Annotated in this window: 20 protein-coding genes; 11 read left to right on the forward strand and 9 right to left on the reverse strand. The window is 37.7% G+C overall.

Features of this window, described 5'->3' with window-relative positions; genetic code table 11:
* Positions 1-72: 72 nt before the first annotated feature.
* The 4 genes from ICG50_RS01120 to ICG50_RS01135 all read right to left on the reverse strand — a co-directional run bounded on the left by ICG50_RS01120 (position 73) and on the right by ICG50_RS01135 (position 6,860).
* A complete protein-coding gene (locus ICG50_RS01120; protein WP_187659070.1) occupies positions 73-1,977 on the reverse strand; it encodes a S9 family peptidase in 1,905 nt (634 codons plus the stop codon).
* A gap of 106 nt (positions 1,978-2,083) precedes the next feature.
* On the reverse strand, positions 2,084-3,388 hold the full coding sequence (locus ICG50_RS01125; RefSeq protein ID WP_187659071.1) for a DUF5689 domain-containing protein: 1,305 nt from the start codon (positions 3,386-3,388) through the stop codon (positions 2,084-2,086).
* A 5-nt stretch (positions 3,389-3,393) separates the two neighbouring features.
* Positions 3,394-4,005, reverse strand: coding sequence for a choice-of-anchor J domain-containing protein (locus tag ICG50_RS01130; RefSeq protein ID WP_187659072.1), 612 nt, complete (start codon positions 4,003-4,005; stop codon positions 3,394-3,396).
* Between the two features lie 11 nt (positions 4,006-4,016).
* On the reverse strand, positions 4,017-6,860 hold the full coding sequence (locus tag ICG50_RS01135) for a carboxypeptidase-like regulatory domain-containing protein (RefSeq protein ID WP_187659073.1): 2,844 nt from the start codon (positions 6,858-6,860) through the stop codon (positions 4,017-4,019).
* 139 nt (positions 6,861-6,999) lie between these two features.
* Here ICG50_RS01135 and ICG50_RS01140 point away from each other — a divergent pair, with 139 nt between their 5' ends.
* The 3 genes from ICG50_RS01140 to amaB all read left to right on the forward strand — a co-directional run bounded on the left by ICG50_RS01140 (position 7,000) and on the right by amaB (position 10,386).
* Entirely contained in the window at positions 7,000-8,100 is a 1,101-nt protein-coding gene (locus tag ICG50_RS01140) for an endonuclease/exonuclease/phosphatase family protein (protein ID WP_187659074.1), read from the forward strand.
* Between the two features lie 60 nt (positions 8,101-8,160).
* A complete protein-coding gene (locus tag ICG50_RS01145) occupies positions 8,161-8,697 on the forward strand; it encodes a 3-hydroxyanthranilate 3,4-dioxygenase (RefSeq protein ID WP_187659075.1) in 537 nt (178 codons plus the stop codon).
* A gap of 135 nt (positions 8,698-8,832) precedes the next feature.
* Entirely contained in the window at positions 8,833-10,386 is a 1,554-nt protein-coding gene (amaB, locus tag ICG50_RS01150) for an L-piperidine-6-carboxylate dehydrogenase (protein ID WP_187659076.1), read from the forward strand.
* 64 nt (positions 10,387-10,450) lie between these two features.
* Here the strand turns inward: amaB and ICG50_RS01155 are convergent, their stop codons facing one another.
* The 5 genes from ICG50_RS01155 to ICG50_RS01175 form a co-directional block, all read right to left on the reverse strand.
* Positions 10,451-11,026 carry a PhnA domain-containing protein gene (locus ICG50_RS01155; protein ID WP_187659077.1) on the reverse strand — a complete coding sequence of 192 codons (576 nt, stop codon included), beginning with the start codon at positions 11,024-11,026 and terminating at the stop codon, positions 10,451-10,453.
* 18 nt (positions 11,027-11,044) lie between these two features.
* Positions 11,045-11,539 carry a DUF6646 family protein gene (locus ICG50_RS01160; protein WP_187659078.1) on the reverse strand — a complete coding sequence of 165 codons (495 nt, stop codon included), beginning with the start codon at positions 11,537-11,539 and terminating at the stop codon, positions 11,045-11,047.
* Between the two features lie 66 nt (positions 11,540-11,605).
* Complete coding sequence (locus ICG50_RS01165) at positions 11,606-12,343, reverse strand: metallophosphoesterase (protein ID WP_187659079.1); 738 nt, start codon at positions 12,341-12,343, stop codon at positions 11,606-11,608.
* Positions 12,336-13,487, reverse strand: a complete 1,152-nt coding sequence (locus ICG50_RS01170) for an ATP-binding protein (RefSeq protein ID WP_187659080.1) — start codon at positions 13,485-13,487, stop codon at positions 12,336-12,338. Before ICG50_RS01170 ends, ICG50_RS01165 begins: the two co-directional genes overlap by 8 nt.
* 75 nt (positions 13,488-13,562) lie before the next feature.
* The gene (locus tag ICG50_RS01175; protein ID WP_187659081.1) at positions 13,563-14,429 is read right to left on the reverse strand and encodes an aldo/keto reductase; all 867 of its coding nucleotides are present in this window, start codon (positions 14,427-14,429) and stop codon (positions 13,563-13,565) included.
* 251 nt (positions 14,430-14,680) lie between these two features.
* Here ICG50_RS01175 and ICG50_RS01180 point away from each other — a divergent pair, with 251 nt between their 5' ends.
* The 8 genes from ICG50_RS01180 to ICG50_RS01215 all read left to right on the forward strand — a co-directional run bounded on the left by ICG50_RS01180 (position 14,681) and on the right by ICG50_RS01215 (position 23,709).
* On the forward strand, positions 14,681-15,685 hold the full coding sequence (locus ICG50_RS01180; RefSeq protein WP_187659082.1) for an AAA family ATPase: 1,005 nt from the start codon (positions 14,681-14,683) through the stop codon (positions 15,683-15,685).
* A gap of 69 nt (positions 15,686-15,754) precedes the next feature.
* A complete protein-coding gene (locus ICG50_RS01185; protein WP_187659083.1) occupies positions 15,755-16,621 on the forward strand; it encodes a DUF58 domain-containing protein in 867 nt (288 codons plus the stop codon).
* Between the two features lie 5 nt (positions 16,622-16,626).
* Complete coding sequence (locus ICG50_RS01190) at positions 16,627-18,261, forward strand: BatD family protein (protein WP_187659084.1); 1,635 nt, start codon at positions 16,627-16,629, stop codon at positions 18,259-18,261.
* 2 nt (positions 18,262-18,263) lie between these two features.
* Positions 18,264-19,262 (forward strand): vWA domain-containing protein, encoded by a 999-nt coding sequence (locus ICG50_RS01195; protein WP_187659604.1) that lies wholly within the window; start codon positions 18,264-18,266, stop codon positions 19,260-19,262.
* A gap of 70 nt (positions 19,263-19,332) precedes the next feature.
* The gene (locus tag ICG50_RS01200) at positions 19,333-20,370 is read left to right on the forward strand and encodes a vWA domain-containing protein (RefSeq protein WP_187659085.1); all 1,038 of its coding nucleotides are present in this window, start codon (positions 19,333-19,335) and stop codon (positions 20,368-20,370) included.
* The gene (locus ICG50_RS01205) at positions 20,371-21,096 is read left to right on the forward strand and encodes a tetratricopeptide repeat protein (RefSeq protein ID WP_187659086.1); all 726 of its coding nucleotides are present in this window, start codon (positions 20,371-20,373) and stop codon (positions 21,094-21,096) included.
* 94 nt (positions 21,097-21,190) lie between these two features.
* Positions 21,191-22,957 (forward strand): BatD family protein, encoded by a 1,767-nt coding sequence (locus tag ICG50_RS01210; RefSeq protein WP_187659087.1) that lies wholly within the window; start codon positions 21,191-21,193, stop codon positions 22,955-22,957.
* Positions 22,958-22,965: 8 nt separating this feature from the next.
* Positions 22,966-23,709 carry a tetratricopeptide repeat protein gene (locus ICG50_RS01215; RefSeq protein WP_187659088.1) on the forward strand — a complete coding sequence of 248 codons (744 nt, stop codon included), beginning with the start codon at positions 22,966-22,968 and terminating at the stop codon, positions 23,707-23,709.
* Positions 23,710-23,733 lie beyond the last annotated feature (24 nt).

The raw sequence follows: 23,733 nt of genomic DNA on the forward strand, positions 1-23,733 counted from the left end.
CAAGAATGCTCAAACCAATCGCTCCTGATTAAAAAAACAAAACCCAACTTTTTCAAGTTGGGTTTTTCATTATTATAGCGTTTCTTTTAGCCATTTGTAAAACTCACGTTGCCATACTAAAGCATTTTGTGGTTTTAAAACCCAGTGGTTTTCTTCGGGGAAGAGCATGAAACGGCTTTTGATGCCTCGTAATTGAGCCGCTTGGAAAGCTTCTTGTCCTTGCCCGATAGGCACTCGGTAATCTTTTCCACCTTGGATGATTAAGATAGGTGTGTTCCATTTGTCGACCATTTTTATTGGATTGAATTTGGTATAGGCTTTTTGGGCATCAGCATTGTCTTTTTCCCAATAAGCGCCGCCGTGGTCCCAGTTGTTGAAGAAGACTTCTTCGGTGGTGCCGTACATACTCTCTAAATTGAAAACTCCGCAATGCGAAATAAACGTTTTAAAACGGTTGTTATGAATGCCGGCGAGGTAGAATACTGAATAACCGCCATAGCTCGCTCCAACAGCACCTAAACGCGTTTTATCGACATAACTTTCTTTGGCCACATCATCAATCGCTGAGAGATAGTCATCCATTACTTGTCCGCCCCAATCTTTAGAGATTTGTTCGTTCCAAGCTTGTCCGTGACCGTACATGCCGCGGCGGTTTGGCGCTACGATTACATAGCCTTGAGATGCCATTAAGGAGAAGTTCCAACGGAAAGAATACGTTTGGGTTAACGGTGATTGCGGTCCGCCTTGGCAGTATAAAAGCGTTGGGTATTTTTTGGTTTTGTCAAAATTCGGAGGAAGAATTACCCAAACCAACATTTTCTTACCATCAGTGGTGGTTACATAACGTCTTTCGTATTTGGGTAAGGCCAATTTGGCGTAAGTCTCGTCGTTGGTTTTGGTGAGTTGTAGCCAAGTTTTTTTCTTGAAGTTGTACGAATAGATTTCGCTGGCGTGGTTCATGTCGGTGCGCGTTACGATGATGTTATCGCCTGAGAAACCTACCAAGTCATTCACGTCAAAATCGCCTGAAGTGATTTGTCTCACGGTAACTGCAATTCTAGTTAAACCCGGGAAATTGACTTCGAATAAATGTTTGGCTCCGTCAACCGCTGCGGTGAAATATACTTTTTTACCATCGACACTCCAAAGGAAATTATCGACACTGCCGTCCCAATTGGCGGTAAGATTCATGTCGATTCCTTTGAAACGAACGATTAAATCGTTTTTATCGGCTTCGTAACCGTCACGTTTCATTTGCAACCATGTTAGGTTTCCGGTTGGGGAAAACACCGGATTCATATCATAACCTGGATTGTTTTCGGTTAGGTTTTTGGTGGTTTTGGTTTCGAGGTTGTATTCGTATAAATCGGTGTTGGTAGAAACGGCATAATCGGTTCCCGCTTTCTTTTTGCAAACGTAGATGATGCTTTTGCTATCAGGAGACCAAATGTAATCTTCATCGCCACCGAAAGGTTTTTGTGGACTATCATAGGGTTCGTTAGGCATAATGTCGATTGGCCTTGCTTTGGTTCCTTTGTTTAAAGCATAAAAAACGTGGTTATGGGTACCGTTGTTCCAGGTATCCCAATGGCGGTAATCTAAACCATTGTAGACTTGTGCATCGGATTTGCTTAAATCGGAGTGAATGTCTTTTCCTAATACGTTTTCGGTTTTTACTTCTTGACTCGAAAGAATATACAAACCATCCGGGGAAACATTTTTGTCTGTCATTATTTCTTTGGTGTCAGCTACTTCCGTTGGTGTTCCGTCGGTTACCGGAATGGTGTAGAACTTAGTAGTTGACTTGTTGTCGGCCACTGATGGTGTGGCTACTTTGTAAACGATAGTTTTTCCATCGGTTGAAATTCCTAAAGCGGTTACTCTTCCTAATTTCCATAGGGTTTCCGGACTAAGGACTTCTTGGGCTGTGGATTGTAAGGCCATAAAACTAATGAGGGTAATAAAAATATTTTTCATTTTGATTTCATTTTGATTTCATTTTGAAGTACGTAAAAGTAATGAATTTATAAAATAAAAAAAGTCCCGATTACTCGAGACTTTTATAATTGTATTTTGGTACTACTTATTGCACTTTTACATTGTCAACTTTCCATTGGGAAGCGCCGGCAGTCGTTGATACATATTTGAAAGCTATGCGTACGTTTGGTTGTCCGATGAATGCCGCTAACGATACGTTGCCTGAATCTCTCCAAGTGGTACCGGATGTAGCTAAATTAAACCCGGACAGAGTTGTCCAGGTTGCCGCTGTTGGCGTACCCGAACCTGAATAGTTGGTCGATACCAATACTGCAAGAGCTGTTCCGGAGAATGGTCTTACTGTTTGGAAAGTCAAGTTGGCTGATGGCACACTTGTCAAGTCAATTGATGGTGAAATCAACCAGTCTTCATTGTTTTGAGCACCACTTGAAAAACCATTCATGTTGGCACAATTCCCTGGGTTACCTGCTGAATCTAATGACCAAACTTGGTTGCCAATTACACTGAATTTTGTCCAGTTAGGAAAATTGGTTGTGAATGTTTCTTCGAACAATGGTTGCACTCTTGGTCCGTTTAGCTGAACATCATCCAAAGATCTGATCATGAACTGGAAAGTACTTCCGAATTTAGTTAAAACACCTCTTAGTTTTCCGTTCCCTGAAGGAATAGCTGCGGAAGCAAAAGTGGCATATTCACTTACTCTAACGATAAGTGTATTTCCTGCAGCATCAACCACATTGTGATTAGTTCCACCACCAATCGTGAATACATCTTCATCAAAATAATTTTGGTTTAAAGAAGCGTCCGTAAATTGAACGTTATCTAACTCAATTAACTTATTAATGTTATTGTTATTCAATGTTTGAGCGATGGTTAAATGGTTCACCAATTCGTCTTCATTTACTTTAGTACAAGAACGGGTTAAAACACTTTGGTATTCTACCGGAGAAATTCTACCTACTTCATCGTCTGAAGTATCCTCTAGTGTGTTACCATTGTACAAAGACCCGATAACTGTTGAATTGTTTTCTTTAACGAAATACCTGTCTTTCATATTTACAAATACTTTTCTTCCCGGTTCGTATTTTGTATAAAGATTGTAATCATCTACTGAAACACTGAATCCAACGGTTCCATCTACTGAAACAAAAGAAATGGATTTGTAAAAGTTTCCTCCAACATCACTTGAAGTAACATAAGCTTCAATAATGTCATCGCCTGTATGTTGGGCATAAGACGTTGCCGCTAAATTAGTGAAGTAGCTCACATCTTTGGTGGCTGTTAAATCTGTACATTCGCCGCTTAAATCAGGATTGTCGTACGATTCATCTACACAACTTGCAAAGGTTGCAAAAAGTGCAATGGTCAAAAGTTTTAATAAATTTTTCATAGCTATTAATTGTTTTCGTAAACTTTTACTTTGTCAACTTGGAAAAGACCGTCAAGTGTAGTTCCGTTTCCGGTTACTCTGAAGGCAATGTGAATGATTCCGCTGTACGAAGATAAATCAATTTCTCCGGATGGAATATATACGTAACCGTTTGTTGTTTCGTTTGCTACTGTTGCGTCTAAGGCAGTCCAAGTAGCACCTAATACGTTTGTTCCGTCAAAATCTGTAGAGATCAATACTTCTAATTTATTGGCTGGATTGTCTACAAAGTTTGTTGCTGATGAAAATGAAAATACTACATTTTCAGCATTGCCTAAGTCAATGGCAGGTGTGATAGCCCATCCGATATTTGAGGCTTGTCCACTTCCGAAAGTACTAAACTGGATATAGCCATCGTCGTTGAATTCTCTTTCTGTCCAAAGTCGCGTTCCGGTTTCTGCATAATTGGTCCAACCCGGGAAGTTGAAATTTCCGTTGAAATTAAAGAAAGGACTATCAGAAGAAAACCCTTCTGAAAAAATCAACGCTTTAAAAGGGGCAATTTCTGCCTCTTCGGAACAACTCCAAAACATAGTCGAAGCCACTAGTGTTAAGCATAATTTATATATATTTTTCATAGTATATTTTATTAGAAATTAATGTAAAAATTAACAAAATATGTTCTGCCGTAACCGTAGAAATATTTTGGCCCGAATGATGGCGTTCCGTTTGCATTATCTTCTTGAAACTCTGCAAATGTTGCTTTTCTTGATTGCTCAAAACCACCTGTTTTGTAGATTACATCAAATACATTGTTGATTGATGCGAAGAAACCAAAAGTAGAACTGTTCACTCTCCATGATTTTCCTCCTACTAAGTTTACCAAAGTAATTGGGTCAAATTTCTCTTGTTTCAAAGCAGCGCGAACTGCTTCGTTTGTACCTCCGTCAAACCCTGTACCTGTTGTAGGATCTTCGACCACAAAGTTAGTAGTTCTTAAAATACTTGAAACATCAATATAAGTGTCTGCTAAATAGTTGACATTAGCTCCAATCCACCAAAATTTAGGATCGCGGTATTCTAGACCAAGAGAGTAAGCTTGTTGCGGAATTCCCGGCTGTTTGTACCCTTTTAAGTAAGCTCTGCCAAAATCAGTAATTGGATTCGCGTTCGTTTCAGAGGCTTGTCCGTCGTCATTTACTTTTAAGTTTGGATTTTCATCGTAGGTGTATTGACCGTAAGAAGCCGCACCGTTTACTTTAATCGTAGAAGTCAATTGGTATTCAAAACCAAACTCTCCACCGATGTTTTTCTTGCTGATTCCGGTTACAATTTCACTAATGAATGAATCGGTATCGGTGTCACCGTCTTCACCTGCATCAAAAAGGCCTTCTCCGTAGTAGAACGATATTTCAGTAGCATCTTTTACTTTAGCAAAGAAACCTGTTAATCTTGCTTTGAATTTAGGTGCTTTGATGATATAACTTGCATCTGCACTCATGATGGCTTCACTTCTTAAATCAGGCGTAATGTTGTTGTTAAGTCTGGCATTTGAAAACGAGTTTCTTAAGTTAGGCGCTTTGGTCATGTAAACTCCGTTGAAGTCTAACATTTGGCGACCGGTAAGTTTATAAGTTAAACCTCCTTTGAAACCAAAGTTTTCGAAGATAACTTTTTCACTTTTTCCAAATGAATTGTTGGCATAAATACCATTTCTGTATAATCCTTCTCTCTGGTATTCCGATCTTGCGAAAGATTGAGCCATATAGAAATCGATTGTTTTGTAAGTGAATTTAAACTGTGTAAATCCTTCAAAAGTTGTCGCTAACAATTTATAGTTGTAACCATAAGTATCACCTACTCTTACTTGTCTGTTAGGATTGTTCAAATCAGTCTGTGAAGCAGCACCTGTAAAGAAAGGATCTATATCTTCAAAATAAGTTCCTCCCAACAAATCCAATAATTTTTGGTAGTTTCTTGAGCTTAGTTTTTTGAAGTTAACTCCCGCATTTAAAGTAATGTTGTCGGCAATTTGCGAATTGATGTAAGAGTTTGCACTCCATAATTTATCGGCTGTTCTGTCTTCGTATAAAACGTAGGCACTTTTACCGGCTCTATCTTCATCTGTATTAACGCGATAAATATCAGTCCAATCAACTTGCCCATCGTTAACAAAATTATTTCTGGCAATATCGGCACTTGGGTTGTTATAAGTTGGATTCCCGTTTTCATCTAAAATCGGATTCCCGGAACCATCAAGAGCCGGCACATAATAACTAGGTGAGTTTAAATAGTAACTTGGTAAGTTTTTATAGTAAGTTGGATCAGGATTGTTGGCCAATTGAAAATCAAGTCTACTGTTTCCAATATGTCCAATTTGATAAGCTACGTTAGTGTTTAAGTTAGTCTTATCAGATATTTTCCAATAATGACTTAACATATTGATTGGTTCTTCAATCTCTTTTACTCTTGAATTTCTCTTTTCACCGTCTTGCCATCCCCAATATGAGTTGTATTTAAAATCTTTTAATCGGGTAACCTCATCCGTGTTTGGTGACGTTTTAGCTCTGCTGTTTTGTGCAAAGATGGAAGTAAAGTTTAAACTGTGTTTGTCATTAAATTTTTTCTCAACACTGGCAAATAAAGAGTTGGCACTATAATTAGTTCCATCAAAGAATCCTTCTTGAGCCCATCGTCTTGAAGCAGAAACCACAAAAGCCCATCCTTTGTTGTTCATCCCTGAAGCATGTGTTCCCATGGTTCTCCAACTGTAATTGGTGTTGGTTCCTGAGAAAGATATTCTTGATCCTTTTCTATAAATTGAAGCTCTGGTGTTAATTTCTTGTGTTCCAAGAATTCCTCCAAAAGTATAATCTGACGGTCCGGAACCCATAGTAAACTCTTGGTTTCTGGTGGCATCGTTTAATCCACCCCAATTACTCCATTGTGGTCTTCCGTCATAAATTTTATTCATTACAATACCATTAATCATGGTAGTCCCATACTCGTTATCTAAACCTCTGATTCTGAAACGGGCTTGACCCCAATTAAAAGCTGCAGCTTGTTGAAAAACATCTCTGGAAGCTTGTAATAATCCCGAAGTACTTTCAGAACCACTGTTGTCATCCCCTAAATCATTTTCGGTAATGGTAACCAAACTCAGCTGTTGTTCTGAGGTAATGTCTTCTTCAAAAACAATAACCCCTAAATCAACTACTTTCCCGGTTTCTACTTCAACTACTAATAATTGATCTTTGTAACCGAAACTTTTAATTTGCAGTAATTGACTGCCTTTTTCAACTTCCGTAAAAACAAAAACACCCGCTCCGTTAGTTAAAGCAGTCAAAGTAGTGTTTTGAATAGAAGCAACGACATTTTGTAATGGTTTCTGTGTTTTAGAATCTACAACTTTTCCTGTAATTCCGGTCGTGGTTTGTGCAAAACCAAAAAACACTTGCATCACAAATAAAGTACTAATAACAAGTTTTTTCATAAATAAAAATAAAATTAATTTTTCTATAGTTAAGTGTTAATGAAAACTTAACAGCCGACAAATGTACATCTTTTAATAATATTATCTACTTTTGGCCCGAAGTTTGTAAAAAACTTGATATTAAATTAATATACATTTTATGAGAATTAGAAAACTGATAGCTCTTTTCTTTGTTTTATTCGCAGTTTCTGCGGCAAATGCCCAGACAAAAAAGTATAATATACATACGGTTGCGTTTTACAATTTAGAAAATTTATTTGACACCATTAACCAGTCGAATAACGACGAAGAATGGTTGCCTAACGGAGCTCAAAACTGGACTTCCAGTAAATACAAGCAAAAACTACACAATTTAGCCCGAGTACTTTCTGAAATCGGAACCGGTGAAAACCCTAATAATGCTCCCACGTTAATTGGTGGTTGCGAGATTGAAAACAGAGGCGTTTTAGAAGATTTGGTAAAAGAACCACTCCTTATTAATAAAGACTATGGTATTGTACATTTTGATTCTCCTGATAAAAGAGGAATTGATGTAGCATTATTGTACCAAAAGAAACACTTTAAACCGACAAGTTTTAAAAATATTCCGTTATTAATTTATCGCAATCAAGAAGGCAAAGCTGACAAAAAAGACAATGAAGAAGTAACTGACGATAAAGCAGAAGCGGGCAAAGACGACAGAGTTTATACTCGTGACCAACTTTTAGTAACCGGTTTCCTTGATGGTGAAGAAGTAAGCATCATAGTGAATCACTGGCCATCCCGTTCCGGTGGTGAAAAGAAAAGTTCCCCTTTTCGTGAAGCTGCCGGTAGATTGAACCGACAAATTATGGATTCCATTTTCAAAATCAACCCAAATGCAAAAATCATTACCATGGGTGATTTAAACGACGGAACCTACAATAAAAGTGTTAAAGAAGGTATTGGTGCCAAACGCAAAAAAGAAGAAGTAAAACAATCCGGTATTTACAATCCGTTTGAAGAAATGTTCTACAAAGGAAACTCTTCATTATTTTACCGCGATGCCGGAGATATTTTTGACCAAATCATGATTTCCGAAGCGTTCATTCAAAAAGACTATTCGTCATACCGTTACTGGAAAGCCGGTATTTATAACAAGCCTTATATGATTACCAAAACCGGACAATACAAAGGATATCCGCTCAGACATAGTTTAACCGAAATTGGTTATAGCGACCACTTTCCCGTCTATATCTATTTGATTAAAGAAATCAAATAATTTAAAAGTCCCGATAGTTCGGGACTTTTTTATTTTATAACTTTACCTAAAATTTAAACCATGACTGTAGCCAAACCCTTTAACCTCAACCAATGGATAAACGACAACCGTCATTTGTTAAAACCACCCGTTGGCAACAAAAATTTATACGTTGATTCAGGAGATTATATTGTCATGATTGTCGCCGGTCCAAACGCCCGAAAAGACTACCACTACAACGAAACCGAAGAACTATTTTATCAACTCGAAGGCGAAATCACCGTTTACATCCAAGAAGACGGCGAAAAAAAAGCCATGAAACTCTCCGCAGGCGATATGTTTCTGCTTCCAGCCAAAGTGCCGCACTCACCGTCACGTTCGGAAAATTCTATAGGATTAGTCGTGGAAAGAAAAAGAAACGGAAAAGACATCCCAGATGGTTTGCTTTGGTTTTGTGATCACTGCAACCATAAATTGTATGAGGTTTACTTCGAGTTAAACGATATCGAAAAAGACTTTTTACAACATTTCAATCATTTTTACAATTCCGAAAAGCTGAGAACCTGCGACAAATGTGGTACTGTAATGGACACCGACCCCAGATTTACTTCAAAGTAATTTTTAGGAGCTAATCCGGCTATCCATTATATCTTTTCATGATTAAAAAAATCATAAAAAGGATACCATTCCTATCCGGGCTAAAATTCAAAATAAACGATTACTTTTGCAATCACTAAAACAAATAAACTTATAATGTCAACAATTGCACAACAATTCGGCATGACCGAAGCCTTAGAAATATTAGGCATAAAAGCCATCAACGAAGGAACTTCTACCGGGAATAACCATTTTTCAAACGGTGAAATTTTAGAAAGTTATTCTCCCGTAGACGGACAATTAATCGGAAAAGTAAAAACCACTACGCCTGCAGATTACGAAAAAGTAATGCAAACCGCCAGCGAAGCTTTCAAAACTTTTCGCTTAATGCCGGCGCCAAAACGTGGCGAAATCGTAAGACAGTTTGGTGAAAAATTAAGACTATACAAAGAACCTCTTGGAAAATTAGTTTCCTACGAAATGGGGAAATCTTTACAAGAAGGTTACGGAGAAGTTCAGGAAATGATAGACATTTGTGATTTTGCAGTAGGTTTATCGCGCCAATTACACGGATTAACGATGCACTCAGAACGTCCGGGTCACCGCATGTACGAACAATACCATCCGCTTGGAATCGTCGGAATTATTTCGGCTTTTAATTTTCCGGTTGCTGTTTGGGCTTGGAACACCGCTTTAGCCTGGATTTGCGGAGACGTTTGCGTTTGGAAACCCTCTGAAAAAACGCCTTTATGCGGAATCGCTTGTCAAAATATCATCGCCGAAGTATTGAAAGAAAACAACCTTCCGGAAGGAATTTCTTGTTTAATCAACGGGGATTATAAAGTAGGTGAATTAATGACACATGATAAAAGAGTGCCTTTAGTTTCAGCTACCGGTTCAACTCGTATGGGTAAAATCGTAGCGCAAGCTTGTGCGGCTCGTTTAGGCAATTCCCTTTTAGAATTAGGCGGAAACAATGCCATCATCGTAACTCCGGATGCGGATATCAAAATGACGGTTATCGGCGCAGTTTTCGGTGCTGTTGGAACCGCAGGACAACGTTGTACTTCAACTCGCAGATTAATCATCCACGAGAGTATTTATGACAAAGTAAGAGATGCGATTGTTGGTGCTTATGGCCAATTGCGAATCGGAAATCCTTTAGACCAAAACAACCACGTTGGACCACTAATCGATACGCATGCGGTTGAAATGTACAGCAAAGCCTTAGAAAAAGTTATTGCCGAAGGCGGAAAAATATTAGTGGAAGGCGGTGTTCTTTCTGGCGAAGGTTACGAAAGCGGTTGTTACGTAAAACCGGCTATTGCCGAAGCTGACAATTCATTTGAAATTGTACAACACGAGACTTTTGCTCCGGTTTTATACTTATTAAAATATTCGGGCGATGTGCATGATGCTATTGCGATTCAAAACGGCGTTGCACAAGGTTTATCTTCTGCGATTATGACCAACAACTTGCGTGAGGCAGAAGCTTTCTTGTCGGTTGCCGGTTCAGATTGTGGTATTGCCAATGTAAACATCGGAACTTCCGGTGCTGAAATCGGAGGTGCTTTTGGTGGTGAAAAAGAAACCGGTGGCGGCCGTGAATCAGGTTCTGACGCCTGGAAAGTCTATATGAGAAGACAAACGAATACGATTAATTATACTACTAGTTTGCCATTGGCACAAGGGATTAAATTTGATTTATAGCCGAAATAAATCGATAAAAAAAGTCCCGAATTATCGGGACTTTTTTATTGGTATAAACTTAAAGTTATTTAGTTTTCTTAACGTATTGCGTCAAAATCACTATATGTTGTCCTTCAACTCTGCCTTCAATTTGTTCGGCGTTGTCCCAAACTACTTTAATATTGTGAACCGCTGCGCCGCGTTTTGCAGTGAAATTCGCGCCTTTCACATCCAAATCTTTAATTAACACCACTGAATCTCCGTCGAATAAAAGATTGCCATTAGAATCTTTGTGTACAATTTTGCCTTCTTCATCTTCTCCTTCTCCTGTGGCTTTCGCCCATTCTAATGCCTCTTCATCCAAGTACATCATGTCGAGTAAATCGTGGTTTTTTAATCGCGCTAACATGCGCCAAGAAACAATTTGCACCGGAAGATTTTCATTCCACATGCTATCGCTCAAACCACGCCAATCATTGGCATTAGTGGTGTCAGAATTTTCGATTTGGTCTTTTAAAGATTTTGTAATTAAAATACAATTTTCAGGAATGTCTTCGGTTTTTGGCTCAACTAAATAGACAACTAAATTCTCTTCGCTTCCGCTGATTTCACATTTGGAATCGCTTCTGTCTTTTAATCTTTTCTCGGTAACAATACTCATTAGGTTTGGCTTAAATTATTATAGGTTGAACGAAGCACCAATAGTAAACACGAATTGGTTATTATAGTTTTCAAATCCGTTTACATCGGTATCATATCTGGCTAATGGCACATTGGCTTCGGCAAACATTCCGAATCCATTAGTGAAAAAATATCTCGCACCAAGATGTCCGCCAAAATTTCGCAACCCTAAATTCAATCCCGGATAAACATCAATATTATCACTCAATTTTAAAACGTTTCCGATATTGGCATTGAAACGCACTTTCAAATCGGCTCTATCTTCAAAACGAGGCTTAAAGCCTGCTATTTCATTGGCATTGAGCATATAACCTGCCACGATTCCGAAAGACATGTTTTCGCCCACTCCGAAATCAGCGGAAACACCTATTCCGGTTCCGCCATCTTGCATAGTCATACCTACTTGTCCTTTAATGTCTCCTTTTCCTTTAAACGCTTGTGCATTGGCAAAACTTACCACAGCCAAAGCTACCATAGTGATTATTTTTCTCATAATTATTTAAATTAAAGCACAAATATAAGGTATTAGAAAATAGTAATTTGCAGAATTATTTTGAAATCAATTCCTGCCTTTTTCGTTAAAATACAATTCGTTTAAAGGTTCACTTTGCCAAAATTCTTTAGTGTGGACATCCATAATCGTCAATGGTCCTTTAAAAGCGGCTCCGGTATCCACATTCCAAACACAAGCTTTTTGCACCGGAATGGTTTCTCCTATTCGCGTGACCGGAGTGTGACCAATGTAAATCTCGTCATACAAAGTGAGCCTTCTTGGATACAACCAACTGTCTTTAGCAATAGTGGAATCTAAAGCCAATGCCGATTCCCACAGCGTTCTGTCCCAATAAAATAATTTAGGGAAATATTCATAATGAATGCCATTCATATTCGTAAATCCGGCGTGAATAAACAACCGGTTTTCCTCATCGAGAAAATAATTGTCCAATCCAATTAGAAAATCAATATGCAGTTTCTTCGTCGCTTCCGATATTTTTTCATAAGCCAAAACCGTAGCTTCACCGCCGTGTTTGTACCACATTTTTTCGTCAAAATTCTTTGTATTGCCTTCTAACCAATCTAACAATAACTCATCATGATTGCCTCGAAGAAAAATGCAATGCTGTTTTTTACCCAAATCGATTAAATAATTAATGACTTGTGGCGATTCGCTCCAACCATCGACATAATCACCCAGAAAAATAAGTGTGTCATTCGTGGTTACCTTAGCCCTTTCCATGACTTGGTGAAGTGCTCTTAATCCGCCATGAATATCGCCGATTACTAATATTCTATCCATTAATTTCGTTGTATTTCATTTTTCTTAAAATGCGCATCGCCTCTTTAAAACTCAAATAAACATTGGCTTTCTTTTGGGCTTTCAAGAATGGCTTGGCTTCAATTAATTTTTGCTTGGCTTCTTCAAAACCGTTCAAATAACAAATCATCAAAGTGGAAGACAAATTCTCTAAGTCTTTTTCTTCGCGTTCGGAAATCGTGATTCCTTTTTGCAATTTATTAATTAAAGCCAAATTAGAATTATAAATGTGATGCAGCATTTTTTTATTGTAAGCCGGTGGTTCAAACAGCATTTTGGTTTCCATTTTGTAATACCCATTGTCAAAAAAATGTATCGTCAATTGTTCCAATGGATAAAAACTGGTTTTGTCATTCAACCCAAGCGGAACATGTTCTACAATCGTAAAACTATGGTCGTCATACTGAATAGAAACCACATCGAGTGCCGAATAAAAAAGCTTTACTTGTTCGTTAATCAATTCAATATCGACTCGGGAAAGATAAGTCGTATCGCGGATTTTTTTCGGAATTCCGGCCCAACAAATCACAAATAACTCTTTGAAAACTTTATATTTCGAAGGCATATCACCGTGTCGTACATTCATGAAATCCATCACACCATCGAGCGTGTAAGCTATGCTGTTTCGCGAATTGTTTTCAATGCTAATCACCGTTTCGATATTCTGCTTCGAATACGGAATTTTATCTTCTGTTGGCATCGAATTACTGCCCACTCTCACAAAAACGGTATTCGCCAAAATCGTGTGAATGTTTTTCTTGAAAAAAGACGTTTTGTGTTTCGGTTTAATCGTTACCAAGCCAACAACTCTGTCTTTGGGCAAATTGGGGAAAGGCACATTTTCGTATTGAATTTTAGGCGGATTCTCCAAGTAAGCGTTGACCAAATTCTGTATCCGACTGTCGTCAAAAAAATCGTCGCCCAAAATTTCGTTTTCCTGATCTTCAACACCAACAACAATATAAGAATTATTCGAAGGATTAGAATTAGACAACGCGCAAATATGTTTTAAAAACTTGGCTTTTCCTTCTTTGGTATGCAAATTCAACTGACGCTTCTTATCATAAAAACTGCACTCATCGTTGTGAGCTAGGAGGTTTTTTATGAGAAGACGCTTGTTTATCATATAGTGGTCAGTGTTCAGTAATCAGTGTTCAGCACTCAGTCACTGCCAACTGAATACTGAACACTGAATACTAATTTACGGTACTTCATTCCCCATACTTTCCGTCCAAATGGCAAACCAATCTTCTTGTTCCAATTGCAATTCTGTCGCTTTCATTAAGGATTGAATTCGGGCGACATTAACCGTTCCGGCGACCGGAAGCACTTTGGCCGGATGTTTTAAAATCCAAGCCAATAAAATCGTATCCGAACCAAAATGGTATTTTTTTACCAATTCTGCCAATAGTTTTTTTAGTCTTCTGGTTTGTTCAATGTCTTCTCTAAATACGGTTCCCAATGGATTCCAACTCATCGGACGAATGTTATGCAGTTGCATATAATCAAAACTGCCGTCTAACATCGCTTCATGATGTGTTGCCGAAAATTGCACTTGGTTGTAACTGATTTCGGTTTTTTGACGAATCAATTCGGTTTGCCACGCGGTAAAATTGGACAAACCAAAATCTATAATCTTGCCTTCTTTTTTGAGTTTTTCAACGGCTTCCACAATTTCATCAGCTTCCATCAACGGACTTGGGCGATGCAAAAGGAAAACATCCAAATAATCGGTTTGGAGATTTTTTAGGGATTGCTCTGCCGACCAAATAATATAGTCTTTGGAATAATTATAGTGTTTGATTTTATTGTCTCTACCATGAGTAAGTTGTATGCCGCATTTTGAAATCAATTGCATGTCTTTTCTATCTATTTTACTTTGGGCGAAAGCCTTTCCAAAATCGGCTTCGGTAGTGTAACCTCCGTAAATATCGGCATGGTCGAAAGTGGTGATTTGGTTTTCAATACAAAGCTGTATGAGATGCGCCATTTCGGAAGTATTAAGCTTTTTATCCCAAATGCCCCAATTCATAGTTCCGGCAATTATGGGCGATAGTTTTGTTTGCATTTTTATGATTTTTAAGAAATGTATTGTAATTGTTTTTGTTTTTTGCGCTTTGGAAAAATTTCTTATTTTGCCGACGAAAAATAAGAAAACAGTTTAGGTCTTAAAATTATAAAAAGAAAATCATAAATCGTCCTTAAAATTGGGATGTTTTGCAAAGTTTTAACGCATTATTAACATCGCGTAACCTAATAAATTTTCACTTTTGAAATGTTAAAATTATAATGTACATATAGTAGAACAAATAGAACACTATGGAAGAAAATGGTACTGCTTTAGATATCAGAGCAATTAATGCAAAAATAGAACATGAAAGTGCTTTTATCGACTTGTTGACGATGGAAATGAACAAAGTCATCGTAGGTCAAAAGCACATGGTTGAGCGATTGTTAATTGGACTTTTAGGACAAGGGCATATCCTTTTGGAAGGTGTTCCGGGTTTGGCAAAAACCTTAGCCATTAACACCTTATCACAAGCTGTTCACGGGAGTTTCAGCCGTATTCAGTTCACACCCGATTTATTACCGGCAGACGTTATCGGAACGATGATTTACAATATCAAAGCTAATGAGTTTTCGATAAAAAAAGGACCCATCTTCGCCAATTTCGTTTTAGCCGATGAGATCAATCGTGCGCCGGCCAAAGTACAATCGGCTTTATTGGAAGCCATGCAGGAAAAACAAGTGACGATTGGCGATACGACTTTCAAATTAGACAAACCGTTTTTGGTATTGGCTACGCAAAATCCAATCGAGCAAGAAGGAACTTATCCTTTACCGGAAGCTCAAGTTGACCGTTTTATGCTAAAAACCGTTATCGATTATCCAAAAATGGAAGAAGAGCGAATGGTAGTTCGTCAAAACTTAAAAGGTGCTTTTGAAAAAGTAAATCCGGTAGTTACTGTTGAGCAAATTCTTCGCGCCCAAGAAGCCGTTCGTGAAGTTTATATGGACGAGAAGATTGAAAAATACATCTTAGACATCATTTTTGCCACTAGAACTCCTGAAAAATACAAATTAGAAAGTTTAAAACCATTGATCAGTTTCGGAGCTTCTCCTCGTGGAAGCATCAACTTGGCTACTGCAGCCAAATGTTATGCTTTTATCAAACGTCGCGGTTATGTAATTCCGGAAGACGTTCGTGCTGTGGTTCATGATGTGTTACGTCATAGAATCGGAGTAACTTACGAAGCCGAAGCCGAAAACATTACCTCAGTTGACATCATCAACAAAATCGTAAACGAAATTGAAGTACCTTAATTTAGTTGGCATTGCTCAGTAATCAGTTGGCAGACTGAACACTGAACACTGAATACTGAACACTAAAATATGGAGACCAAAGACCTTCTCAAAAAAGTTCGTAAAATCGAAATCAAAACCCGAAGATTGAGTGATCACATCTTTTCGGGCGAGTACCACACGTCATTCAAAGGCCGCGGTATGACGTTTTCGGAAGTGCGTCAGTACCAGTTTGGCGATGATATTCGTGCCATCGATTGGAATGTGACCGCACGCTACAACGAACCGTATGTAAAGGTTTTTGAAGAAGAGCGCGAATTGACCATGATGTTAATGGTAGATATTTCGGGTTCGGAAAGTTTTGGAACCAAAAACCAACTGAAAAGCGAAATCGTAACCGAAATTGCAGCCACGATGGCTTTTTCAGCGACACAAAACAATGATAAAATAGGTTTGATTTTATTCTCAGACCAAATCGAATTGTACATTCCGCCCAAAAAAGGAAAATCGCATGTATTGCGCATCATCCGTGAACTAATCGAATTCCAGCCAAAAAGTAAACGAACCGATTTGTCTCAAGCATTGAAATTCCTATCAGGAACCCAAAAAAAGAAAGCGATTGTATTCGTGATTTCAGATTTCATGGTCGAAGACGATTACGAGAAAACCTTGAAAATAGCCGGAAAGAAACATGATATCACCGGTGTCAGAGTGTATGACATTCGGGAAGAAAAAATGCCAAACATTGGGATGGTAGAAATGGAAGATGCCGAAACCGGAGAAGTTTTAGTTGTCAATACCGGGGCTAAAAAAACGCGTTTGAACTACGAAAAACAATACCAAGACAAAGTGAATTATTTTAAAGATATTTTCTCCAAATGTGGTTCAGGTACTGTAAACACTCGCGTGGATGAAAGTTATGTTACCAAATTATTGGGTTATTTTAAATCGAGATAAGCAACATGAAAAGTAAATTAGTTCTGTTTTTATGCCTGCTATCAATTACTGTTTGGGCCCAACCCAAAAAAGTAACAACCTCTATTGACACCACCAAAAACAAAATCGGCGCCGAGTTCCAACTGACTTTAAAAACCGATGTCGATACCTTATCCAAAGTAAAATTTCCGGAAAGCAAGTTTTTTGGTGCTTTGGAAGTGATTCAATCTTATAAAATTGACACGGTTAGAAAGGGCGAGCGTTACGAATTGATCAAAAAATACGGCTTAACGCAATTCGATTCCGGAAAATATACCATTCCAAGAATTCCGGTTATGATAAACGGAAAGGTGTCATTTTCAGACAGTCTTAAAGTCGAAGTCAATGATGTAAAAGTCGATACATTAAAACAAAAAATGTACGACATCAAAGACATCGTTAAGGTAGAAAGTCCAATGGGAACCTGGTGGATTTATGTATTGATTGCTTTGTTAATTGCCATTGCCGGATTCTTTATCTACAAATTCATCAAAAAGATTCAGACCAAAGAGAAAGGCGAAGTTATTGTTTTCAAAACACCCATAGAAAAAGCAACGACTTTACTCCAACAATTGGAAGGCAAAGAGCTTTGGCAAAAGGGCGAAATCAAAAGTTATTATTCAGAACTGACTGATATTGCCCGTAATTACATTGAAGAAGAAATTCACATTCCGGCCATGGAAAGCACCACTTCGGAACTCATCGAAGGACTGCGAAGAGCCGCAAAACAAAAAAAATTAAAGCTTTCCAATGAAACCGTTGAAAACTTAGAAAAAGTCTTAAAACAAGCCGATTTGGTGAAATTCGCCAAAGTAAAACCGCTCGACTTTGAAATCGAAGAAGACAAAAAACGCATCTCAAATTCAATCGTAACCATTCACAAATCGATTCCGGAAATGGTGGAAGAGGACGATGAATTGGCGCTTTGGAACGAACAACAAAAAGAGTTGGCCCGATTGCAAAAACTCAAAAAACAAAAACGCATCAGAATCATTACTACCATAGGAATCGTATTGGGAATGATCGTGATTGCTCTCGGTAGCTTGATTTATTTCAAAGGTTTTGATTATGTCAAAGACAATCTGATTGGTCATCCGACTAAAGATTTGGTGGAAGGCGAATGGGTTTACAGCGAATACGGAAATCCGGGTGTAAAGGTGGAAACGCCAAAAGTCTTAAAAAGAATTGATGCCGAAAAAGCGCTTCCAAAAGAAACCATCGCATTGCTCAAAGAGATGCAAATCTTTATTTACGGCAGTATGATTGATAATTTCTACCTTGGCGTGTCAACAGCAACTTTCAAACAAGAAACCCAAATCAATTTAGAACAAGCCGCAGAAGGTAGTTTGAAAGTATTTGAAGTCCAAGGCGCGAGAAATATTATTGTGAAAACTGAAGATTTCGATACACAAAAGGGAATCAGCGGGAAAAAAGCTTACGGAACCTTGGTTATGATTGATAAAAATAACGGCAAATCGACCAAGTTGTATTACGAAATTCTGGTTTTTGCACAAAGCAATGGCTTGCAACAAATCACCATTATGCATGAAGAAAGCGATAAATATGGTAAACAAATTGCTGAAAGAGTGTTGAATTCGGTGGAATTAAAAATAGCAGACTGATGATGAAAGAAGTGAGTTTTTTAAATCCTGAATTTTTCTGGTTGTTTTTATTGCTTCCGGCGGCTCTAGCATGGCAGTTTTGGAAAAGAAAACAATCGGCGACTTTAATAATAAGTTCCGTTAGAGGTTTTAAAACCGAAAAATCATTGGCAGCCCAATTAAAACCATATTTGTTTGTACTGCGATTATTGGCGTTAAGTGCATTAATTATTGCAATGGCGCGACCGCGAAAAGTTGACATCAGTAGCCAAACTAAATCGACTAAAGGAGTTGATATTGTCATGGCAATCGACGTTTCCGGCAGTATGTTGGCCAAAGATTTAAAGCCTAATCGTATGGAAGCTTTAAAAAAAGTGGCCGAAAACTTTGTCTCCGGCAGACCCAATGACCGAATCGGAATTGTGGTTTACGCTTCTGAAGCTTATACCAAAACACCGGTTACCAGTGATAAAGCCATTGTTCAAGACGCCATTAGAAGCATTAAATACGACAACGTTTTACAAGACGGAACCGGAATCGGAATGGGATTAACCACAGCGGTGAATCGTTTGAAAGACAGCAAAGCGAAAAGCAAAGTAATCATTCTTTTAACCGACGGGGTAAACAATGCCGGATTTATAGAACCCGAAACCGCTTCGCAAATTGCCAAAGAATACGGAATTAAAGTGTATACGATAGGAATTGGAACCAATGGCGACGCGATGTTTCCCTATGCCTATGCACCCAACGGTGGCTTTTTATTCCGAATGATGCCGGTGGAAATCGATGTGGCTTTGTTAAAAACCATAGCCAGAAATACCGGTGGAAAATATTTCAGAGCCAATAACAATAGTAAACTGGAAGCCATTTATAACGAAATCAACAAACTGGAAACCACCGAAATTCAAGAACTGAAATTCTATGATTATGATGAAAAATTCAGGCCCTTTGTTTGGATTGCCGGCCTCTTGCTCTTGTTAGAATTCGGATTGCGAAATACAGTTTACAGAAGTTTTATTTAATTACGAGTTAAAAGAATATCATGTCAAAAGATTTAATTCATAATTTAAAATTTTTAATTCATAATTGAATATGTACGAGTTAGAAGAAAAAGGGTATTTGTATTTCTTGATTGCCATTCCGGTATTGGCGATGCTTTTCTTGTACGTACAATACTGGAAAAGGAAAAAACAACGAGAATTTGGCGATTTGGATTTATTGAAAAAATTAAGTCCCGAAAAATCTATTTTTAAACCCGTTTTGAAGTTGATTGTATTTCTTTTGGCTTTGACTTGTTTAATTATTGGTTTAGTCAATCCAAAAATGGGAACCAAAATAGAAACCGTAAAACGAGAAGGAATCGATATTGTTTTTGCCATTGATGTTTCGAAAAGTATGTTGGCCGAAGACGTAGCGCCAAGTCGATTAGAAAAAAGTAAACAATTGGTCTCTCAAATCATTAATAATCTGGGCAGCGACCGAATCGGAATTGTAGCCTATTCCGGAAGTGCTTTTCCGGTTTTACCGATAACTACCGATTATAGCGTAGCCAAAATGTTTTTGCAAAGCATGAATCCGGGCATGATTTCCTCGCAAGGAACTTCGATAGACCAAGCGATAAACTTGGCTACGACATTTATTGACAAAAAAGACAAAACCAATAAGTTATTAATTATAATCAGCGACGGCGAAGATCATTCTGAAAGTTCCCTTAATGCTGCAGAAGAAGCTAAAAAATTAGGCTTGAAAATCATCACAATTGGTGTTGGAAGTGAAAAAGGCGGTCCCATTCCTTTAAAGAGAAATGGGGTTGTAGAAACTTTCCAAAGAGATCAAAATGACGAAGTAGTTATAACCAAAAGGAATCCGGATGTTTTAAAAGAAATTGCAAAAGCTACCGGTGGTGGTTATGTCGATGGCAATTCCACTAAAACTGTTTTAGATTATGTAAAAAATGCTTTAGACAATATTCAAAGAACCGAATTTGAAAGCACACAAATGGCCGATTTCAAATCGCAATTCCAATGGTTTTTAGGGTTTGGGTTTTTCCTTTTGTTTTTAGATATTTTCTTATTGGAGAAAAAAACCAAATGGGTAGAAAAGATGAATTTATTTAATGAAAAAGAATAAATGAAGAAGTTATTGATTTATAGTTTACTGCTAATTTCCTTTTTGGCGAAAGCCCAAGAAAAAGGAAAAGATAAAAATTTGCCCAGAGGAAACGAATCTTTTGTAGAGAAAAAATATGCTGATGCTGAAGCAGAATACCGAATTTCCGAATCCAAAAACCCCAAAAAATCGATCGCGCCTTATAACTTAGGGAATGCTGTTTACCGTCAGAATCAGAATAATGAAGCCAAATACCATTATGCCAAAGCGTTGAAAAATGCCAAAACGAAAACTGAAAAACACCAAGCGTTTCATAATATCGGAAACACTTTGATGAAAAATAAAGATTATTCCGGCGCCGTGGAAGCTTATAAAAACGCTTTGCGCAATAATCCGGCAGATGATCAAACCCGCTACAATTATGCTTTGGCTAAAAAAATGCTAAAAGACAATCCGCCCAAAAAGAACGACGATAAAAGCAAAGACAAAAAGAACCAAAAGGAAGACGAAAAGAAAAAGAAAGACAATAAAGACAAAGACAAGGACAAAAAAGGGCAAAACGATAAAGACAAAAAAGAAGACAAAGAAAAAAATCAAGGAAAACCTCAACCACAACCGGGCGGAATTTCCAAACAGCGCTTAGAGAATTTATTAGATGCTGTAAACAACGAAGAGAAAAAAGTGCAGGATAAAGTCAACAAACAAAAAGTGCAAGCCAATCCGAAAAAAGCGGAAAAAGATTGGTAATATTTAGGAGCGAATTTTAAAATTTCGTTAAATAACAACCTAGAAAACAAAGACTTTACCAACTTTGTGGGTCGAAATAAATGATAAAAGGAAAATGAAAAAGGGAATTGTTTTATTACTCTTATTGTTCGCAAGTTCGCTTGTGGCACAAGTTCAATTTGAGGCCAAAGTGAGCAAAAATTCATTGGGTATCAACGAAAGATTGCGCATTGAATTCAATATGAATGCCGACGGCGATAATTTTGTAGCACCGGCTTTTGAAAGTTCAGGTTTTAGGATTGTTGGCGGACCAAGTCAATCGGTAAGTCAATCCTGGATTAACGGTAAAAGTACCTTCCAAAAATCTTACATCTACATTTTATTGCCTACTCAAAAAGGACAATTGACCATCAAACAAGCGTCAATTGAAATCAACGGACAGATTTATAAAACTTCTCCGGTAAAGATCAATGTAACCAATGCTGTAGAATTACCCAAAGACCCAAACGAAGCACCGTCTATTTCAGCAGATGACAATATCTACTTAGTGGCTGACATATCGAAAGCCAATCCCTATTTAAATGAACCAATTACTGTGGTTTACAAATTGTATTTCAGTTACAACATTGGAATTTCTAATTGGCGTGAATTGAACAAACCTAAATACAATGATTTTTGGAGTCAAAATATCGATATCAAACAACTCAAAGCCGAAGACGGTATGTTTAAAGGCGAGCGTTATCGTTATGTGATTTTAAGAAAAACCGTTTTATACCCACAGAAATCGGGTAAATTAGAAATCGAACCGCTCTCTTTAGATATCGATTGTCAAGTACCAACCAACCGAAGAAATTTTTGGGGCCAACCTCTGATGGTTGATGACAGCAAACGTGTTTCAGCCGGTAGCAAAGTCATCAATGTAAAACCATTACCTGAGTCCGGAAAACCGGAAGATTTCAGCGGTGCTGTAGGTCGATTTGACTTTCAAGTAAAACCTTCTAAAACCGTGCTGAAAAATGGTGAATCTTTTGATTTGAACATAAGTGTAGTTGGAACCGGAAACCTAAAATTGTTCACTTTACCGAAACCTATTTTGCCTTCCGCATTAGAAATGTATGATCCGGTACACGATGAAAATGTCAATACACCATTAACTGGAATGTCGGGAAGAATTTCAGACAAATACACCATTATACCACAATATAAGGGCAATTATCAAATCAAGCCCATGAGTTTTACTTATTTCGATTTGCCTTCCGGTAGGTATAAAACCATTACTTCAAAACCAATAACAATCAATGTTATGGACGGTCCAAGTATAGCATCCACCGAAAAAACAAACCCAAATGAAGTAGCCAAAACCAAAGTTGAAGTGACTAAATCATTTGCCTATAACAAACAAAAAACGGCTTTGAAATCGATGGAGAAAGAAGATTTCTTGGGTTCAGGATTGTTCTATTCTTTGGTATTTTTACCGTTTTTAGCCATACCTTTATTGATTGTCGGAAAACGAAGAAAAGAAGCTTCTGATAATGATGTGGTTGGTAATAAAATCAAAAAATCGAATGCATTGGCGAAGAAATATTTGGGTGATGCCAAAAAACATTTGGGTCACAAAGAGCCTTTTTATATCGCTTTAGAAAAAGCTATGCACAATTTCCTGAAAGCCAAATTAAACATTGAAACTTCAGAAATGAGTAAAGAAAAAATATCCGAAATTTTACAATCAAGAAGCGCAAATGCAGAGACGATATCTGAATTTATAGCTTTAACCGAAAACTGTGAATTTGCCCGATATGCGCCTTCTTCAGAAACCGCGATTCAATTAGATTATGACAAAGCGGTGAGTATTATTTCTGCCTTGGAAAAACAAATTAAATAAGTAGCAACATGAACAAATTACTCTTTATTTTGCTATTCGTTTCCCAAATCATTTGGGCACAAACGCCTTTTGAACAAGGCAATCAATACTACCAAAAAGAAAATTACCAAGCTGCAATTAACAGTTTTGAAAGTATTGTCAATGCGGGAAAAGAATCAGCAGAAGTGTATTTTAATTTGGGTAATGCTTACTACAAATTGCATAAAGTTGCTCCGGCTATTTACAATTATGAAAAAGCATTATTACTTAGTCCGAATGACGAAGAAATTAAAACCAATTTAGATTTCGCCCGAAAAATGACCATTGACGACATCAAAGTCATTCCGAAAGTTGGGTTTCAAAAACTGATTTCCGATTTTACTTCGAAATATTATTATGATACTTGGGCATGGATTGCCGTGGCTTTTGCTTTCTTGTTTTTGGCTTTTTTTGCCGGATATTATTTTTCAAAAAAAACCATTCTAAAACGCATTTTCTTTTTTGGAATGTTTGGTTGGTTGGCCGGGATTGGCCTTAGCGCAGCATCGGGATTTTATGAAAAAAACAGAATAAACAATGAAAAGCCTGCCATCATTTTTGCCGAATCTACTGCTTTAAAAAACGAGCCAAAAGTGAATAGCCAAGAGGCAACCGTATTACACGAAGGCACAAAAGTCTACATCTTAGAAAGCATAGCCAACTGGAAAAAAGTGGAACTCACCGACGAAACTACCGGTTGGATTGAAGACAGTGCGATTAAGGAGATTAAATAGTTTTCAGTCGCAGTCACAGTTTTC

It is taken from the genome of Flavobacterium buctense (assembly GCF_014486695.1).
Classification (GTDB): Bacteria; Bacteroidota; Bacteroidia; order Flavobacteriales; family Flavobacteriaceae; genus Flavobacterium; species Flavobacterium buctense.

Coding starts and splice junctions, on each gene's coding strand:
- ICG50_RS01120 (WP_187659070.1), bottom strand. CDS start 1,977: ATGAAAAATATTTTTATTACCCTCATTAGTTTTATGGCCTTACAATCC.
- ICG50_RS01125 (WP_187659071.1), bottom strand. CDS start 3,388: ATGAAAAATTTATTAAAACTTTTGACCATTGCACTTTTTGCAACCTTT.
- ICG50_RS01130 (WP_187659072.1), bottom strand. CDS start 4,005: ATGAAAAATATATATAAATTATGCTTAACACTAGTGGCTTCGACTATG.
- ICG50_RS01135 (WP_187659073.1), bottom strand. CDS start 6,860: ATGAAAAAACTTGTTATTAGTACTTTATTTGTGATGCAAGTGTTTTTT.
- ICG50_RS01140 (WP_187659074.1), top strand. CDS start 7,000: ATGAGAATTAGAAAACTGATAGCTCTTTTCTTTGTTTTATTCGCAGTT.
- ICG50_RS01145 (WP_187659075.1), top strand. CDS start 8,161: ATGACTGTAGCCAAACCCTTTAACCTCAACCAATGGATAAACGACAAC.
- amaB (WP_187659076.1), top strand. CDS start 8,833: ATGTCAACAATTGCACAACAATTCGGCATGACCGAAGCCTTAGAAATA.
- ICG50_RS01155 (WP_187659077.1), bottom strand. CDS start 11,026: ATGAGTATTGTTACCGAGAAAAGATTAAAAGACAGAAGCGATTCCAAA.
- ICG50_RS01160 (WP_187659078.1), bottom strand. CDS start 11,539: ATGAGAAAAATAATCACTATGGTAGCTTTGGCTGTGGTAAGTTTTGCC.
- ICG50_RS01165 (WP_187659079.1), bottom strand. CDS start 12,343: ATGGATAGAATATTAGTAATCGGCGATATTCATGGCGGATTAAGAGCA.
- ICG50_RS01170 (WP_187659080.1), bottom strand. CDS start 13,487: ATGATAAACAAGCGTCTTCTCATAAAAAACCTCCTAGCTCACAACGAT.
- ICG50_RS01175 (WP_187659081.1), bottom strand. CDS start 14,429: ATGCAAACAAAACTATCGCCCATAATTGCCGGAACTATGAATTGGGGC.
- ICG50_RS01180 (WP_187659082.1), top strand. CDS start 14,681: ATGGAAGAAAATGGTACTGCTTTAGATATCAGAGCAATTAATGCAAAA.
- ICG50_RS01185 (WP_187659083.1), top strand. CDS start 15,755: ATGGAGACCAAAGACCTTCTCAAAAAAGTTCGTAAAATCGAAATCAAA.
- ICG50_RS01190 (WP_187659084.1), top strand. CDS start 16,627: ATGAAAAGTAAATTAGTTCTGTTTTTATGCCTGCTATCAATTACTGTT.
- ICG50_RS01195 (WP_187659604.1), top strand. CDS start 18,264: ATGAAAGAAGTGAGTTTTTTAAATCCTGAATTTTTCTGGTTGTTTTTA.
- ICG50_RS01200 (WP_187659085.1), top strand. CDS start 19,333: ATGTACGAGTTAGAAGAAAAAGGGTATTTGTATTTCTTGATTGCCATT.
- ICG50_RS01205 (WP_187659086.1), top strand. CDS start 20,371: ATGAAGAAGTTATTGATTTATAGTTTACTGCTAATTTCCTTTTTGGCG.
- ICG50_RS01210 (WP_187659087.1), top strand. CDS start 21,191: ATGAAAAAGGGAATTGTTTTATTACTCTTATTGTTCGCAAGTTCGCTT.
- ICG50_RS01215 (WP_187659088.1), top strand. CDS start 22,966: ATGAACAAATTACTCTTTATTTTGCTATTCGTTTCCCAAATCATTTGG.